The organism is Klebsiella sp. Q11 (assembly GCF_964241505.1).
Classification (GTDB): domain Bacteria; phylum Pseudomonadota; class Gammaproteobacteria; order Enterobacterales; family Enterobacteriaceae; genus Klebsiella; species Klebsiella michiganensis.
The window spans coordinates 87,680-103,372 of the sequence record NZ_CAXSXW010000012.1 but is presented as its reverse complement, the minus strand read 5'-3'; the positions used below and the strand labels follow the sequence as shown (position 1 = coordinate 103,372).

At 52.5% G+C, this 15,693-nt stretch carries 13 protein-coding genes and 4 tRNA genes; 1 reads left to right on the top strand and 16 read right to left on the bottom strand.

Translation table 11 applies throughout. The features are described from left to right. Positions 1-54: 54 nt before the first annotated feature. The 11 genes from ACESQ2_RS19655 to miaB form a co-directional block, all read right to left on the bottom strand. The gene (locus tag ACESQ2_RS19655; RefSeq protein ID WP_373171133.1) at positions 55-1,842 is read right to left on the bottom strand and encodes a filamentous hemagglutinin N-terminal domain-containing protein; all 1,788 of its coding nucleotides are present in this window, start codon (positions 1,840-1,842) and stop codon (positions 55-57) included. A gap of 55 nt (positions 1,843-1,897) precedes the next feature. Continuing rightward, positions 1,898-3,565 (bottom strand): ShlB/FhaC/HecB family hemolysin secretion/activation protein, encoded by a 1,668-nt coding sequence (locus tag ACESQ2_RS19650; protein ID WP_373171132.1) that lies wholly within the window; start codon positions 3,563-3,565, stop codon positions 1,898-1,900. Positions 3,566-3,936: 371 nt separating this feature from the next. Then, positions 3,937-4,662, bottom strand: a complete 726-nt coding sequence (locus tag ACESQ2_RS19645) for an amino acid ABC transporter ATP-binding protein (RefSeq protein WP_004848813.1) — start codon at positions 4,660-4,662, stop codon at positions 3,937-3,939. Continuing rightward, positions 4,662-5,336 (bottom strand): glutamate/aspartate ABC transporter permease GltK, encoded by a 675-nt coding sequence (gltK, locus tag ACESQ2_RS19640; protein ID WP_004848815.1) that lies wholly within the window; start codon positions 5,334-5,336, stop codon positions 4,662-4,664. The genes ACESQ2_RS19645 and gltK overlap by 1 nt, the downstream gene beginning before the upstream one ends. Then, positions 5,336-6,076: an amino acid ABC transporter permease gene (locus ACESQ2_RS19635; protein WP_014837812.1), complete on the bottom strand. Its 741-nt coding sequence runs from the start codon at positions 6,074-6,076 to the stop codon at positions 5,336-5,338. The genes gltK and ACESQ2_RS19635 overlap by 1 nt, the downstream gene beginning before the upstream one ends. A 163-nt stretch (positions 6,077-6,239) precedes the next feature. Further along, positions 6,240-7,151, bottom strand: a complete 912-nt coding sequence (locus tag ACESQ2_RS19630; RefSeq protein WP_004848819.1) for an amino acid ABC transporter substrate-binding protein — start codon at positions 7,149-7,151, stop codon at positions 6,240-6,242. Positions 7,152-7,508: 357 nt separating this feature from the next. Then, on the bottom strand, positions 7,509-9,047 hold the full coding sequence (lnt, locus tag ACESQ2_RS19625) for an apolipoprotein N-acyltransferase (RefSeq protein ID WP_373171131.1): 1,539 nt from the start codon (positions 9,045-9,047) through the stop codon (positions 7,509-7,511). Positions 9,048-9,069: 22 nt separating this feature from the next. After that, a complete protein-coding gene (corC, locus tag ACESQ2_RS19620) occupies positions 9,070-9,948 on the bottom strand; it encodes a CNNM family magnesium/cobalt transport protein CorC (RefSeq protein WP_004130445.1) in 879 nt (292 codons plus the stop codon). A 98-nt stretch (positions 9,949-10,046) separates the two neighbouring features. Continuing rightward, a complete protein-coding gene (ybeY, locus tag ACESQ2_RS19615; RefSeq protein WP_004130446.1) occupies positions 10,047-10,514 on the bottom strand; it encodes an rRNA maturation RNase YbeY in 468 nt (155 codons plus the stop codon). After that, positions 10,511-11,557 (bottom strand): PhoH family protein, encoded by a 1,047-nt coding sequence (locus ACESQ2_RS19610; protein WP_177897800.1) that lies wholly within the window; start codon positions 11,555-11,557, stop codon positions 10,511-10,513. Before ACESQ2_RS19610 ends, ybeY begins: the two co-directional genes overlap by 4 nt. Before the next feature lie 144 nt (positions 11,558-11,701). Continuing rightward, positions 11,702-13,126 (bottom strand): tRNA (N6-isopentenyl adenosine(37)-C2)-methylthiotransferase MiaB, encoded by a 1,425-nt coding sequence (gene miaB / locus ACESQ2_RS19605; protein ID WP_004111391.1) that lies wholly within the window; start codon positions 13,124-13,126, stop codon positions 11,702-11,704. 208 nt (positions 13,127-13,334) lie between these two features. On the opposite strand from miaB, the gene ubiF reads away from it, so the two are divergent. Next, on the top strand, positions 13,335-14,510 hold the full coding sequence (gene ubiF / locus ACESQ2_RS19600; protein WP_373171129.1) for a 3-demethoxyubiquinol 3-hydroxylase: 1,176 nt from the start codon (positions 13,335-13,337) through the stop codon (positions 14,508-14,510). 7 nt (positions 14,511-14,517) lie between these two features. On the opposite strand, the gene ACESQ2_RS19595 is transcribed toward ubiF, so the two are convergent. The 5 genes from ACESQ2_RS19595 to ACESQ2_RS19575 form a co-directional block, all read right to left on the bottom strand. Further along, on the bottom strand, positions 14,518-15,099 hold the full coding sequence (locus tag ACESQ2_RS19595) for a hypothetical protein (protein WP_373171128.1): 582 nt from the start codon (positions 15,097-15,099) through the stop codon (positions 14,518-14,520). 125 nt (positions 15,100-15,224) lie between these two features. Next, positions 15,225-15,299, bottom strand: a tRNA-Gln gene (locus tag ACESQ2_RS19590). 97 nt (positions 15,300-15,396) lie between these two features. Next, positions 15,397-15,471 (bottom strand) — tRNA-Gln (locus tag ACESQ2_RS19585). Between the two features lie 45 nt (positions 15,472-15,516). Next, positions 15,517-15,593: transfer RNA gene (locus tag ACESQ2_RS19580), tRNA-Met, on the bottom strand. A gap of 21 nt (positions 15,594-15,614) precedes the next feature. Continuing rightward, positions 15,615-15,689, bottom strand: a tRNA-Gln gene (locus ACESQ2_RS19575). Positions 15,690-15,693: the final 4 nt, after the last annotated feature.

Below are 15,693 nucleotides of genomic sequence, written 5' to 3'. Positions count from 1 at the left end.
CCAGCATAAACTTTCTTTTAACAAAAGACGCGCATTTTCAATGATAACTTCATGTTAATTGATGGTGTTAATGGTCGCGCTCTTAAACTGCTGAGTGCCGCCCATTTCACTGGCGTATTTATGTGAGGAATTTAAAACCAGATTATTAGTGGAAATCGTGCCTTTGCCACAGGTTGCCAGATTAAGGAAACCGCAGCGATACCCTCCGTTAACCACTTTTTTAGCCGTCATGGTTAATGTGGCGCCAGCACCAATGTGATAACGGTTAGTGATATTACCGTGATTTTGTGTATCCAAGGTCATGTTTGTTGAACTTAAAATTTCGCCTTCATTGTAAAGATCGTTATAGGTTTTAATTACAACGTTATCACGGCCAACAATCGCGCCATAGTTGCTGGTAACATCATTTTCGATATTGATATGGTGTCCACCAATATATCCTTCATTCTTTAGCTGGTAGCTTTTTGTTGTCAGCGTATCAGCACCTTCCATAAAACTCCCTTTTTTTAACGTCAGAGTACCATCGGTTTTTACGGTCACGTTGCCGCCGGAGGTGGTACCCGCGTTGGTAATTTCCCCGGATGTTATCTGGTCATTTATTTTCGCCTGGACCAGCAGGGTGTCGTAGCCATAAATATTACCAGTGACTTTAAGCGTATCTCCTCCGAAGGTCACCGTTGTGTTTTTACCTCGGGTCGAGCCTCCGTTTTCAATGTTACCTGCGGTGGTGACGGTCAGCTGGTTATCTGAAAGCAAATTAGAACCATATGTCGTTTTCAGGTTGCCATTAGTCATGACGCTCAGTGCGTTGACTGCTTTAAGCGTACCCGTATTTTCGATATTCCCGGATGCATTGACGAGTAACTTCCCGGTGCTGGAAATGGTTCCGCTATTGGTTAACGAGCTTAGGCTGTTCAACAAGGCAGTATTATTGGCGGATATATTGCCGGTGTTTTTTAAATTACCTGCAGATATTAGCTGAGTGATAACACCCTTGCTGGCGATAGAGCCTTCGTTGGTAAGTGAGCCATAGCTGGTTAAAGAAAGGCTGGTGTTAGCAACAATAGCGCCTTTATTTCGAACGCCAAAACCTAAATTATTGCCAACCATAGTAATACTATTGGCTTTGATGCCACCAAGATTACTAATGTCGATACTATATTCAGGGTAAAGATACTGCAGCGCCGTTGCTGATTTACCCGCTGAGGTTATCGCGCCTGAGCCGTTATCAAACGTGAAGTTTCCTGCAGCCACTATCGCGTTCTTCGCATTAACCGCACCGTTAATGGCTATCGCATCGGCGAGCAGAACCGCATAGCTATTGCTCGCATCCATTCCATTCTTGTCGATGGACAGTTTACCGCCGGTAACGTCATAGCTGGCGATAGCGCCAGTATCAGAAAATGTGACCTTTCCTGTCGTTAAAATCGCCTTATTGGTGTTGATGAAACTACATCCTGAGCAGGAAATACCATTGGGGTTAGCAATAACCACATCAGCTCGTTGACCCGCAACTTCAATAAATCCATTGAGTGCGCTTGCACTGTTTGAGGTAACTTCGTTAAGAATAACCGAAGCGCTACCATTAGTCAGATTGTTATTTTTAGCGATATTCCCCAACGTCGCATGGGAGAGATCGCTGGGGCTATTGTTCAGAACAACACCCTTACTATCAACATTAAACTCACGATACATATTATGTGAGACGCCGGCGGCATTGGGTTTTTCAATATCAATGACTTTGGCGCCTGATAAATGGGTATAAGTTGTCGGGTCGGCATAAACAAAGCTTGAGCTCAATGCTGCTGCTAGCGCAACATAGGTTAACTTGAATTTAAACATTTAATAGGGTCCTTTAGAAATAAATGAGGTTAACTGATGCGTTGAAAAACTGATTTTAATACCTCCATTGTAATGAAAATCCCAGGTTTGCAGGGTCTGTATGAAAACCGTTTGGCTTTATCAGTGGGGTTCCGATGAATAAGTCATACTGAGTTGAAATTATGCTTCCGCGTATTCCCACCGTGGCGCCAGACATGACTTTGCCACTTTCGTACTGCTCGGTTCCTGTAATGCGCCCAACGTCTATGCCTAAGTACAGCTGCCGATCCGGGGTGGGAATATCCCAAATGAAATCATTGCGCCAGTACCAGCCTTGATTTCCTGAAAGCGTTCTTTCTCCGTCAAAACCTCGTACTGTCCAACGGTTGCCTATATTAAACTGATTGTCTGCGGATAAGATATCGGGACTGATTTGTATATTAATATGCGGGGCGTAGCTGAATTTATCCCCCGTTGATTCAAACTTCATTAAGGCTTGAAGGTCGGCATGAATAACGCGCGAAAGCTTACTGTACAGACCGGCTTTTTCCTCCGGAGTTGGCATTGAACTGAGCCAGGGAAGGCTACGCTGTACCCCCAGGCTGGCATCTATAATGGTATGGGTAAAGTATCGCTGGTGATGTGCAGTAATATCCCAGGCAGGATTCTGTTTGCGCATAACGCTCAATTCGCTGCCACCAAAATAGTAATGTGAGGTGCTTTTAGATATTCGCGCATCAACAGTCGTTTTTTGCTGACGGGTGTGCGAAATTAGACGCGTTAAGGTTGCGCTGGCGTAATCATTTTTGCTTTTATATTCGATGGTAGAGTATCTGCCATTGAACTGCTGGCGATATTCACTTTGTGAACCGTAAATACTGAGTGACCAAAATCCAAAGGGAATAGAATAATAGAGACTTTTATTCTGGTTGCCATCGTTATGTTGATTAAACTCGACATCCCCCCCCATGGATAAATAGAGAATGTCATTTAGCGTCGTCAGGTCATAAAGATAAAGCGCGCCACCGGCCTGGTAACGCCCGCTGCTACGGCTTCCTGCATCATCCAGCCATGCGCCCACTTGCCAGTTTCGTGCGAGATGCCGGGAGATCTGGATATCGCTTTCCGCATTTTTCTTACCCGGCATGATTTTCATCTGCGCCGATGAGCCGGGTAAACGCTGCAGGTTAGCCATCCCCTGTTCCAGTTCGGTTAGCTTCAGAATATCCCCTGTTTTAGCCGGTATGGCATTCCACAGGCTGGTTGTCGCGCTATTGTCGGAAGCCCAGCTAATATTACCGATATAGCCATAGCTCAACGTGATGCTCAGAATGCCATCATTCAGGGATTGCGAAGGTACATCAATAAGCGAAGTGATATATCCCCGGGCAATAAGTTCATTTTGCAAGGTTGTGGTGAGTAGACGTATGCCTTCAATGCCCAGACACTTTTTTTCTGCCTGGATAGCAATATTACCTAGCAGACTGTGGGTCAGCTTGTGGTCAGCGGAAATAATTTCGACATGGTCGATATATCGGCAGGTTGCTTCAGGGGGAAAGGCGAGTTTATATTTTTGCGATCCTGTACCTGATGGCGAGTATTCCTGCTGTGCTGGCGCCAATGCGCTTTGACGTGCCTTATCCTGTTCCACCTGATTGGTATTACTAATCGATACATTCGCCAATGTCGACGCGGTTAGCAGAATATAAAGAGAAAGGGCGGTTATGAGACTTTTATTATTCACGAAGCAATATCCATTTGTTTCATTCGTCCGTTATATCCTTTTCAAGGATGTTTAGCGTTTACTGAGTAGGGTTAACGAAGCCAGGTTCTCAATGTTAAGAATTTTATTTTTCTAAAAAACAAAATGGCCGCTGTCGGTGCTCAGTGCTGTTGTCAAATCTGCGCCATGTTATCTATGGCAGATTATGTAATCCACGATGTAAAGCGTGAATTTTTGTTGAATTGAGCGTTTCAGGTCGTGAATTATTTGGCGTGAGGCTGGATATATTTATGTCGCGTATTTAATAGCAGCGAAACTATTGCCATAACTATGGAGAGAGACAGGAGCGGGAAGAGATAAAAGGCGTGTACGGTACCGTACACGCCGGAAGATTAATGCAGAATTTTGGCGAGGAAGTCTTTGGCGCGTTCAGATTGCGGGTTAGCAAAAAACGCTTCTTTATCGGCGTCTTCGACAATTTTTCCTTCATCCATAAAGATAACCCGGTTGGCTACCTTACGCGCAAAGCCCATTTCATGGGTGACCACCATCATGGTCATCCCTTCGTTCGCCAGTTCAACCATGACGTCCAGCACTTCGTTAATCATCTCCGGATCCAGCGCGGAGGTGGGTTCATCAAACAGCATGGCGATAGGATCCATACACAGCGCGCGGGCGATGGCCACGCGCTGCTGTTGGCCACCCGAGAGCTGGGCGGGGAATTTTTCGGCATGAGCGGAAAGACCCACGCGTTCCAGCAGCTTAAGCCCTTTCGCCCGGGAGGCGGCTTTATCGCGGTTGAGCACCTTGACCTGCGCCAGGGTGAGGTTCTCAATAATCGATAAATGGGGGAACAGCTCAAAGTGCTGGAATACCATCCCGACGCGCGAGCGCAGTTTGGCCAGGTTGGTCTTTTTATCGTTGACGGTGGTGCCGTCGACGATGATTTGACCTTGCTGAATGGGTTCAAGGCCGTTTACGGTTTTTATCAGCGTTGATTTACCCGAGCCCGAGGGCCCGCAGACCACCACCACTTCGCCTTTTTTCACTTCCGTGGAGCAATCGGTCAGCACCTGAAAGTGACCATACCATTTTGAAACATTTTTCAGGGTAATCATTACACAGTCCTTTTCTTCAACCAGCTGACCAACAGCGATGCGCTGAGACTAAACACAAAATATACGGCGCCTGCGAACAGGATCATCTCTACCTGGGTTCCATCACGCTCGCCGATAGTTGAGGCGGTGCGGAAAAAGTCGGCCAGGCTCAGAACATAAACCAGCGAGGTATCCTGGAACAGGACGATGCCCTGCGTCAGCAGCAGCGGTACCATGGCGCGGAAGGCCTGCGGCAGAATCACTAGCTTCATGGATTGCCAGTGGGTCATGCCCAGCGCCAGCGCGGCGCTGGACTGGCCGCGCGAGATACTCTGAATGCCGGCACGGATAATTTCCGAGTAATAGGCCGCTTCAAACATGGAGAAGGCGATCATCGCCGAAATCAGGCGGATATCGGTTTTCGGCGACAGGCCAAGCACGTTCTGCAGGAACCCGGGAACAATCAGATAAAACCACAGCAGTACCATCACCAGCGGAATGGAGCGGAAAACGTTAACGTAGGTTTTGGCGAACCACGCCAGCGGCAGGAAGCTCGACAGGCGCATCACGGCCAGGATCGTCCCCCACACAATTCCGACAACAATCGCGGTCACGGTAATTTTTAAGGTAATCACCAGCCCTGCCAGCAGGTATGGCATGGAAGGAATAATGGAGCTCCAGTCAAAATCGTACATTATTTACCCCCCATATTGCCCGGCAGGCGGACTTTACGTTCGACCACGTACATGATCAGCATAATAACGGCGTTGATAAACACGTAGGCGAGGGTGATAGCGGTAAACGATTCCCAGGCATGGGCCGAGTAGTCCAGCAGCTTGCCCGCCTGCGCGGCCATATCGGCAAGACCAATGGTGGAGGCGATGGCCGAGTTTTTCACCAGGTTCATCATTTCAGAGGTCATTGGCGGCACGATAACGCGATAGGCGTTGGGCAGCAGAACGTAACGGTAGGTTTGCGGGAGCGTTAGCCCCATCGCCAGCCCGGCGTTTTTCTGGCCGCGCGGCAGGGATTGAATACCGGAACGAACCTGCTCGCAGACGCGCGCGGCGGTAAACAATCCCAGACACAGCATCGAAGAAACGAAAAACTGAATATTCGGATCCAGCTCGGACTTAAACCACATGCCGATGTTTTCCGGCAGCAGTTCAGGCACCACCAGATACCAGGTGAAAAATTGAACGATAAGCGGAACGTTACGAAAAAGTTCAACGTAGCAGGTGCCGATAGTCGACAGCAGACGGTTCGGGACCGTACGGAGAATACCGAAGAGCGAACCTACAAAGAACGCGATAATCCAGGCCGTTACCGACAGGGTGACGGTGATCTGAAAACCACTCCACAGCCAGCCTAAATAGGTGGTGTTGCCGAACGGGGCCTGTTGCAGGAATATCCCCCAGTTCCAGTCTATTGACATAAATGACTCCTGGAAAAAAAAGGGTAGCAGCGCTACCCTCGAAGATTGTTGCTCAGCCTGTTTCGGTATTCGCGGCCGCTGGGGAACGACCAGCCGCCGTATAGTCTGTCCGCGCCGTAGCAACAATCGGGAGGGCAGGATTCCCCGCCCTTTGTTTTTTTAATTAGTTAAGAGCTTTATCGTTAGGTGATTTGAACAGCGCTTTCATCTCGTCAGAGAGTTCAAAGTTCATATTCAGGTTCTTTGGCGGAATAGGATTTTTAAACCACTTATCGAACCATTTTTCGGCTTCACCGGAGGTCTGAACCTGGGCGACCGTCTCATCGACCAGCGTTTTGAACTGCGGATCGTCTTTGCGCAGCATGCAGCCGTAGGCTTCCTGAGACTGAGCGGTACCGACAATCTCCCAGTTATCCGGTTTCTTCGCTTTCGCACGTTCGCCCGCCAGCAGCGCGTCATCCATCATAAAGGCCACCGCGCGACCGCTTTCCAGAGTACGGAAAGAGTCACCGTGATCTTTTGCGCTGATAATACGCATATTCATTTTTTTCTCGTCGTTCAGCTTGTGCAGCAGAATTTCGGAGGTGGTGCCGGAGGTGACGACGACGGCTTTATCCTTCAGGTCCGGGAAATCTTTAATCGCGCCGCCTTTTTTCACCAGCAGACGGGTACCGACGACGAAAATCGTATCGGAGAAGGCCGCCTGTTTCTGGCGCTCAAGGTTGTTGGTGGTGGAGCCGCATTCGAAATCATACGTGCCGTTTTGCAGCAGCGGAATACGGTTTTGTGAGGTGACCGGGATCAGTTTGACCTGCAGATCCGGCTTGTTCAGCTTCTTCTTGATGGCATCAACGATCGCATTCGAGTAGTCCTGGGAGTAGCCAACGACCTGCTGCTTGTTGTCATAGTAAGAGAACGGAACGGATGATTCACGGTGACCAACGACGATAACGCCGTTTTTGGCAATTTTATCCAGAGTGCTCTGGCCAGCGGTGGATGCCGCATCTTCTGCATGCGCCACCCCAGCGGTGAGGCCCATGACCAGCATTGCTGCGGCCAGTTTACGTAATTGCATATCCGACTCCTTATCCTCAGCGCCGTCAGACGCTATTGATACCCATTGTGAATGTGTGTGCTTTTTTATCGCTGCCGTCTTTGCGTGCAGCATTTGTATGTGTTTGTTAGCATTTAGTTTGGCTTAATGTAAAGATTTTGCTCTTATATTGTTGATTTTTGCGAAGCGCACCGCACCATTTAAAGGCAAAAATCCCCCATTGCACCAAAATGGCGCCGCCTGACGATCGATGGTGGTGCAACCGGGTTGTACCCCCGAGGATCGCGTTGCGACATGAATTTATTAAGCAATGGTCGTGCCAGAATGGATAAGAAGGGGAGATGACCGCGGCGACGAATGCCGCCGCGGGAGAAGCAATTATTGACGGCGCTGGCGCAGGCTCATCAGCAGCGCAGCAAAGCCAAACAAGGCGGTTAACGCCCACAGCGGCCAGTTCCCCGTACGCGCGTACGGCGTCAGTCCTGCCGTTGGGGTCACTTTGGTGGTTAATACGGCGCGGGTGAACTGCGGGATCATCTCCTGTATTTCACCGCGCGGGCCGATGACCGCGGTAATGCCGTTATTGGTGCTGCGCAGCAGCGGACGGGCCAGCTCCAGCGCGCGCATTCGCGCCATCTGGAAGTGCTGCCACGGGCCGATAGATTTGCCGAACCATGCGTCATTCGAAATAGTTAACAGAAAATCCGTATCCGGGCGGAAGTTATCCCGCACCTGCTCGCCAAGAATGATCTCGTAGCAGATAGCCGCCGTCAGACGCATATTATGCGCCACCAGCTGCGGCTGCACGTACGGCCCGCGGCTGAAAGAGGACATTGGCAGGTCGAAGAACGGCGCCAGCGGACGCAGAATCGATTCCAGCGGCACAAACTCACCAAACGGCACCAGATGATTCTTGTTGTAGCGATTCTTTGAGTCGTAGCTGTACGGGTTATCTTTGCCCAGCGTAATAATGGTGTTGTACGTATCGTAGCGATTGCGCGCGTTCAGACGCGCATCGACGATGCCGGTGATCAGCGAGCTATTTTTCGACCGCATCAGGTCGTCCATCATGCTGAGGAAGCGCTGCTGGTTAATTTCCAGATCCGGAATCGCGGACTCCGGCCAGACGATCAGCTGCGATTTACCCATATGCGGCTGGGTGAGATCCAGATAGGTTTTCAGGGTGTTGAGCAGCTGATTCTGGTCCCATTTCATCGCCTGGGGGATATCGCCCTGTACCAGCGAAACCGTGGTCGCGCGCGCCGGCAGCGGTTGATACCACTGAATATAGCGAAGCGGGAAGGGCAGGGCGAACAGCACGACGGCGGCGATCAGCGGCTTCCAGTTACGCTGCGCGATGGCCAATACCAGCAGGCCGCTGACAAGCATCAGCAGGAAGTTAATCGCCTCAACGCCCATCACGGGAGCCAGGCCTTTGAGCGGGCCGTCAATCTGACTGTAGCCGAACTGTAGCCACGGGAAGCCGGTGAGCACCCAGCCGCGCAGAAATTCGCTGATTTGCCACACCACCGGCGCGGCGATAGCCACGCGTATCCAGCTGGTTTTTGGCCACAGGCGCGAAAGAATGCCGGCAAATAATCCGCTATAGAGCGACAGATAGGCCGCCAGCAGCACCACCAGGAAAACGTTGACCGGACCGGGCATGCCGCCGAACTGCGCGATGCTCACGTAGACCCAGTTAATACCGGAGCCGAACAGCCCTAACCCCCAGGAATAGCCAATCGCGGCGCTTTGCAGGGGACGTCGGTTGAGGGTTAAACCTTGCAGGCCAATTAACGAAATAAGGGCTGCGGGCCAGAAGTCATAAGGTGAAAAAGCCAGCGTTCCGCTGGCTCCGAATAACAGCGCCAGCAGCAAACGTACGCGCTGGCGTTCAATAAGAGAGGCAAATACCATTTAGGTTAATCGTCCCGTTGGATTAGTCTTCCAGCTTCGGCTGCGGGGCATCATCAGGAAGCTTTACATGTACCTGAATAATACGTCGACTGTCAGCCATTGCGACCTTGAATTGGTAACCATCAATGTCGATAGACTCGCCGCGGGCAGGCAGATGACCAAACGCCTGCATGACCAGACCGCCGATGGTGTCGACCTCTTCATCGCTGAAGTGGGTGCCGTACGCTTCGTTGAAATCTTCGATTGAGGCCAGCGCGCGCACCGTCCACGTGTGGCGGCTCAGCTGACGGAAATCGATATCTTCTTCTTCGTCGTATTCGTCTTCTATTTCACCGACGATGAGCTCAAGGATATCTTCAATGGTCACCAGACCTGAGACGCCGCCAAACTCATCGATCACGATAGCCATATGGTAACGTTGGGAGCGAAACTCCTTCAGCATGCGGTCAACCCGCTTGCTCTCGGGCACGACAACCGCCGGACGCAACACTTTTTCCATGCTGAAGGCTTCGGCATCGCTGCGCATAAACGGCAGCAGATCTTTGGCCATCAGAATCCCTTCGATGTGATCTTTATCTTCGCTGATCACCGGGAAACGCGAGTGGGCCGATTCGATGATGACATCGAGGCACTCGTCCAGCGTCTGGTTGCGTTTCAGGGTAATCATCTGCGAGCGGGGGATCATGATGTCGCGGACGCGCTGGTCGGCAATATCCATTACCCCTTCGAGCATATCGCGCGTATCTTCGTCGATAAGGTCGTTTTGCCCGGAATCACGGATCAGCGCCAGCAGTTCGTCACGATTTTTGGGTTCACCGTGAAAGAGCTGGCTGAGTAACAGGGAGAAGAATCCCTTTTTGCTGTTTACTGTGTCGCTACTGTGTGAATTGTCGTCGCTCATGGCGTCGTATGGGTTCTCATGTTAGTTAAATAGTCGCTCGTCACGCGTATACTCAGCGCCCGGCATAGCGGCCAGTCGCCGGCAAAGCCGGCAACGGGTTATTCCTTCTCGGCAATGTACGGATCCTCATAGCCCAGAGCAAGCATTATCTCTGTTTCGAGGGATTCCATCTCTTCCGCTTCTTCATCAATGATGTGGTCATAGCCCAAAAGATGCAGGCTACCGTGGACCACCATATGCGCCCAGTGCGCTTCCAGCGGTTTACCTTGCTCTTTCGCTTCCTGTTCAACCACCTGACGGCAGATGACCAGGTCGCCAAGCAGCGGCATTTCGATACCCGGCGGGGCTTCGAACGGGAAAGAGAGCACGTTAGTCGGTTTGTCCTTCCCGCGATAGGTCAGGTTCAGCTCGTGGCTTTCCGCTTCATCAACCAGGCGAATCGTCAGCTCCGACTCTTCCTGAAACTGCGGGATAACGCTATCGACCCAGCGCTGAAACAGGGCTTCATCCGGCATTCCGCTGTTATCTTCGCAAGCCAGCTGTAAATCGAGAATGACCTGACTCATTTATGCTCCTGTTCCTGGGCTTCGCGTTTGCGCTCGGCGGCCAGTTCTGCTTTACGTTTCTGGTCTGCTTCTTCCCAGGCTTCATAGGCGTTAACGATGCGGGCGACAACCGGGTGGCGCACGACGTCTTCGCTATGGAAGAAGTTGAAGCTGATCTCATCGACTTCCGCCAGCACTTCAATCGCATGGCGCAGGCCCGATTTGGTGCTGCGCGGCAGGTCAATCTGCGTGACGTCGCCGGTAATGACCGCCTTAGAGTTAAAGCCGATACGGGTCAGGAACATTTTCATCTGTTCAATGGTCGTGTTCTGGCTTTCGTCGAGAATGATAAACGCATCGTTCAGCGTACGGCCGCGCATATAGGCCAGCGGCGCGACTTCAATCACGTTGCGCTCAATCAACTTTTCGACTTTCTCGAAGCCGAGCATCTCGAACAGCGCGTCGTAAAGGGGCCGCAGGTACGGATCGACTTTCTGGTTCAAATCGCCGGGCAGGAAGCCCAGTTTTTCGCCGGCCTCAACCGCCGGACGGGTCAGAAGAATACGGCGGATCTCCTGGCGCTCCAGCGCGTCTACCGCGGCGGCGACCGCCAGGTAGGTTTTCCCGGTCCCGGCAGGACCGACGCCGAAGGTAATGTCGTGGTCAAGAATATTGGCGATGTACTGCGCCTGATTCGGCGTACGCGGTTTAATCACGCCGCGCTTGGTTTTGATATTGATGGCCTTACCGTAGTCCGGCACGCTTTCGGCGCTCTGCTCCAGCACGCGGGCTTCTTTGATCGCCAGATGAATTTGTTCCGGTTCAATATCCTGAATTTCGCCGCGCATCGGCGCGGTATCGACGTACAGACTGCGCAGGATATCCGCCGCAGCGGTGACGCAAATCGGCCGACCGGTCAGTTTAAAGTGGTTGTCACGACGGTTAATCTCGATGCCGAGGCGGCGTTCCAGCTGTTTAATGTTGTCATCAAACGGGCCGCACAGGCTCAGCAGACGGGCGTTGTCCGCGGGCTCAAGGGTGATTTCGCGAGTGTCTGTATTCAAGCTGTTCCTCTTATACATAGATAGCCGGAAGGTAGCCGGTCAGGAAATTATTCACGTCATCGGAATATGGCGCAAGCATCGCTATAGATATTGGGTTCAGGAGAGGAAATACAAGGCCTGCCGGAGCCGGCAGGCCTGAACGGATTATGGCTGGTAGATACCGACGCCAAGATCGTTTTCTTTACGGGTGCGGGCAATTACCGACTCCGGGGTTTCCGCGATGCGCAGACCCATTTCGTCCTCGGTGCGCACCACTTTACCGCGCAGGGAGTTTGTCCAGACGTCGGTGATCTCGACATCGACAAACTTGCCGATCATCTCAGGCGAGCCTTCGAAGTTCACCACGCGGTTATTTTCGGTGCGGCCAGACAGCTCCATGATGCTCTTACGTGAGGTGCCTTCCACCAGAATGCGCTGCACGGTGCCGAGCATACGGCGGCTCCAGGCCATCGCCTGCTGGTTGATGCGCTCCTGCAGAATATACAAACGCTGCTTCTTGTCCTCTTCCGGTACGTCGTCAACCATATCGGCCGCCGGCGTTCCCGGACGCGCGGAGAAGATGAAGCTGTAGCTCATATCGAAATTCACATCGGCAATCAGCTTCATGGTCTGCTCGAAATCCTGGGTGGTTTCGCCAGGGAAGCCGACGATGAAGTCGGAGCTGATCTGAATATCCGGACGCGCCGCGCGCAGTTTGCGGATAATCGCTTTATATTCCAGCGCCGTGTGGGTTCGGCCCATCAGGTTCAGCACGCGGTCGGAACCGCTCTGCACCGGCAGGTGCAGGAAGCTGACCAGCTCCGGCGTATCGCGGTAAACCTCGATGATATCGTCGGTGAACTCGATGGGATGGCTGGTGGTAAAGCGGATCCGGTCGATACCGTCGATCGCCGCAACCAGACGCAGGAGATCGGCAAAGCTACCGGTGGTGCCGTCATAGTTTTCCCCGCGCCAGGCGTTTACGTTCTGCCCGAGCAGGTTGACTTCACGGACGCCCTGAGCCGCAAGCTGGGCGATTTCAAACAGGATATCGTCGCTTGGGCGGCTCACTTCCTCACCGCGGGTGTAAGGCACCACGCAGTAGGTGCAGTACTTGTTGCAGCCTTCCATGATGGAAACAAAGGCGCTTGGGCCTTCGGCGCGCGGTTCCGGCAGGCGGTCGAATTTTTCGATTTCCGGGAAGCTGATATCGACGACCGGGCTGCGGTTGCCTCGTACCGAGTTGATCATTTCCGGCAGACGGTGCAGGGTCTGCGGCCCAAAAATAATATCGACGTAGTGGGCGCGCTGGCGAATATGGTCGCCTTCCTGAGAGGCTACGCAGCCGCCAACGCCGATGATCAGGTTGGGATTCTTCTCTTTCAGCAGCTTCCAGCGTCCTAGCTGATGGAATACTTTTTCCTGAGCCTTCTCACGGATTGAGCAGGTATTGAGCAGCAGCACATCCGCTTCTTCCGCCACTTCAGTGAGTTGATACCCGTGGGTGGCATCCAGCAGATCGGCCATCTTTGATGAATCGTATTCGTTCATCTGACAGCCCCAGGTTTTAATATGGAGTTTTTTTGTCATCGACTTGCTCATGCTTAATTAGGTATACCCAAAGTCAGCGTCTTCACCGGATGTTGCTCTGCAATGTGAAGGGTGACGGATATAAAGCCAGGATTGCAGGACGCGTATTGTAATGCTTTGACCGCGCCCTGACCAGTACGACCGTAATCACCACAAGCCGAATAAAAATCCGGTAAACTGAGGGGATTCGGGTTTAAGGATAATAGCCATGACAATTCATGCAACAGATGTCGTTATCGTCGGCGGCGGGATGGTTGGCGGCGCCCTCGCGCTTGGCCTGGCGCAGCAGGGCTTTACGGTGACGGTCATTGAAAAAAACGCGCCACCGGTTTTTGATGCGTCTTCACCGCCTGACGTGCGTATTTCGGCAATCAGCGCGTCATCGGTAGGGCTGCTGAGAGGCCTCGGCGTCTGGGACAGCGTGCGGTCCATGCGCGCCCATGCGTACCGCCAGCTAGAAACCTGGGAGTGGGAAAGCGCGCATGTTGTCTTCAACGCCGCGGAGCTGAAGCTGCCGGAACTGGGCTATATGGTGGAGAATAACGTCCTGCAGCGAGCCCTGTGGCAGGCGCTGGAAGCCCATGAGCGCATATCGCTGCAGGTGGGAACATCGCTCCAGGAGATGCGTCTGGAAGAAACGTACGCCTCCTTAACGCTGACCGACGGCAGCCGGCTTGATGCGCGGCTGGTGGTGGGCGCGGACGGCGCCAGTTCGCAGGTGCGTCAGCTGGCCGGAATCGGCATCCACGCGTGGCAGTATCAGCAATCCTGTATGTTGATCAGCGTACAGTGTGCGGACGATCCCGGCGACAGCACCTGGCAGCAGTTCACTCCGGCGGGGCCGCGCGCGTTTTTACCGCTGTTCGATCATTGGGCCTCGCTGGTGTGGTACGACGCGCCGGCGCGGATCCGCCAGCTGCAGGGGATGAGTATGGCTCAGCTACAGCAGGAAATTACTCGCCACTTCCCGTCGCGGCTGGGAGAGATTACGCCGCTGAGCGCGGGCGCCTTCCCGCTCACCCGCCGCCACGCATTGCAGTATGTTAAGCCGGGGATGGCGCTGGTGGGCGATGCTGCGCACACCATTCATCCGCTGGCGGGGCAGGGGGTTAACCTCGGCTATCGCGATGTCGATGCGCTGCTCGATATTCTTGGCAGAGCAAAAGCCCACGGCGAAGAGTGGGCCAGCCTGCCGGTACTTAAGCGCTACCAGACGCGACGTCAGGCGGACAACTTTATTATGCAGTCTGGGATGGATCTGTTTTACGCCGGGTTTAGCAACGATCTGCCCCCGGTGCGTATGCTGAGAAACATTGGGCTGATGGCGGCCGAACGCGCCGGCGGACTGAAGCGTCATGCGTTGAAATACGCGTTGGGGCTATAATCCGCATTCAAAATAATCGCGCAAACAGCGTGTCTTTACCCTCTTTTTTGGGCAAGAATCCCTGATACCAGATACTGCCGCCAGATGTTGTCAGGGATTCGCACTGCCACTGATTCGTGGTGAGCAAATAGAAGGAATAGGCGCTTTTACCTGACATATAGAGCAGGAACAGCAGCGCCAGCAGCGCAATGATGGCAGTTACCGCGTCGCCTTCGGAAGACAGAACGTCACAGGCAAGGATGGCGATACATGCTGCCTGAAGAATCATCTTGCTCGCAAAGCAGCGAAGAAAAAATTGCCGCGTTCTTTCTGTTGACCAAAAACAGGGATTCTTAATGACGTCTCTCTGCTCCTTAGCCGGGAAGCCATGAATGTAGGTTATCCAGCGGGTATCCTCGGTGAGCGTTAGCGCGAGGCCCGTTTCGTTGAGCCGATGCAGGCGCATGGATATGCCGACGGGAAAAAACAAACCCACCACGATGCTGTAGGTTAGTAAGGCTGAAATCCCGAACAGGCAGAAAGCGAAGCCGATCAGAAAAAAGAGCAAGGTTATGGTGCGGGTAAAGAGAGGGAAAACCTGATAGTTCATCGTAAATCCTTTTACTCATTGACTCTGTAATTTATCAGAGCTGAGAACGAGGTACACTTCAGGTCAGCTTTTTTCGGAATTCATAAAGCAAAAAAGCCCGCCGAAGCGAGCTTTTTGCTTTATGTTGGCTGGGGTACGAGGATTCGAACCTCGGAATGCCGGAATCAGAATCCGGTGCCTTACCGCTTGGCGATACCCCAATTTTACGTTGACCATTTCGTGCCGGGGTCAAACCGGTGGCTTAGCGCCTGGAGATACTCCAACGGGTGCGCGCACAGCGTGGGCGACTTTTAAAATTGGCTGGGGTACGAGGATTCGAACCTCGGAATGCTGGTATCAGAAACCAGAGCCTTACCGCTTGGCGATACCCCAACAATTCTTTTGGATTTATCGAACTGAATCAATAATTCCTTTGTATGGTGGCTACGACGGGATTCGAACCTGTGACCCCATCATTATGAGTGATGTGCTCTAACCAGCTGAGCTACGTAGCCAAAATCTTACTCTATTTTCGATGGCTGGGGTACCTGGATTCGAACCAGGGAATGCCGGTATCAAAAACCGGTGCCTTACCGCTTGGCGATACCCCAATAC

Excerpts from the sequence above, each read along its gene's own strand:
- ACESQ2_RS19655 (WP_373171133.1), bottom strand. The coding sequence starts at position 1,842 with ATGTTTAAATTCAAGTTAACCTATGTTGCGCTAGCAGCAGCATTGAGC.
- ACESQ2_RS19645 (WP_004848813.1), bottom strand. The coding sequence starts at position 4,662 with ATGATTACCCTGAAAAATGTTTCAAAATGGTATGGTCACTTTCAGGTG.
- gltK (WP_004848815.1), bottom strand. The coding sequence starts at position 5,336 with ATGTACGATTTTGACTGGAGCTCCATTATTCCTTCCATGCCATACCTG.
- ACESQ2_RS19635 (WP_014837812.1), bottom strand. The coding sequence starts at position 6,076 with ATGTCAATAGACTGGAACTGGGGGATATTCCTGCAACAGGCCCCGTTC.
- ACESQ2_RS19630 (WP_004848819.1), bottom strand. The coding sequence starts at position 7,151 with ATGCAATTACGTAAACTGGCCGCAGCAATGCTGGTCATGGGCCTCACC.
- lnt (WP_373171131.1), bottom strand. The coding sequence starts at position 9,047 with ATGGTATTTGCCTCTCTTATTGAACGCCAGCGCGTACGTTTGCTGCTG.
- corC (WP_004130445.1), bottom strand. The coding sequence starts at position 9,948 with ATGAGCGACGACAATTCACACAGTAGCGACACAGTAAACAGCAAAAAG.
- ybeY (WP_004130446.1), bottom strand. The coding sequence starts at position 10,514 with ATGAGTCAGGTCATTCTCGATTTACAGCTGGCTTGCGAAGATAACAGC.
- miaB (WP_004111391.1), bottom strand. The coding sequence starts at position 13,126 with ATGACAAAAAAACTCCATATTAAAACCTGGGGCTGTCAGATGAACGAA.
- ubiF (WP_373171129.1), top strand. The coding sequence starts at position 13,335 with ATGACAATTCATGCAACAGATGTCGTTATCGTCGGCGGCGGGATGGTT.
- ACESQ2_RS19595 (WP_373171128.1), bottom strand. The coding sequence starts at position 15,099 with ATGAACTATCAGGTTTTCCCTCTCTTTACCCGCACCATAACCTTGCTC.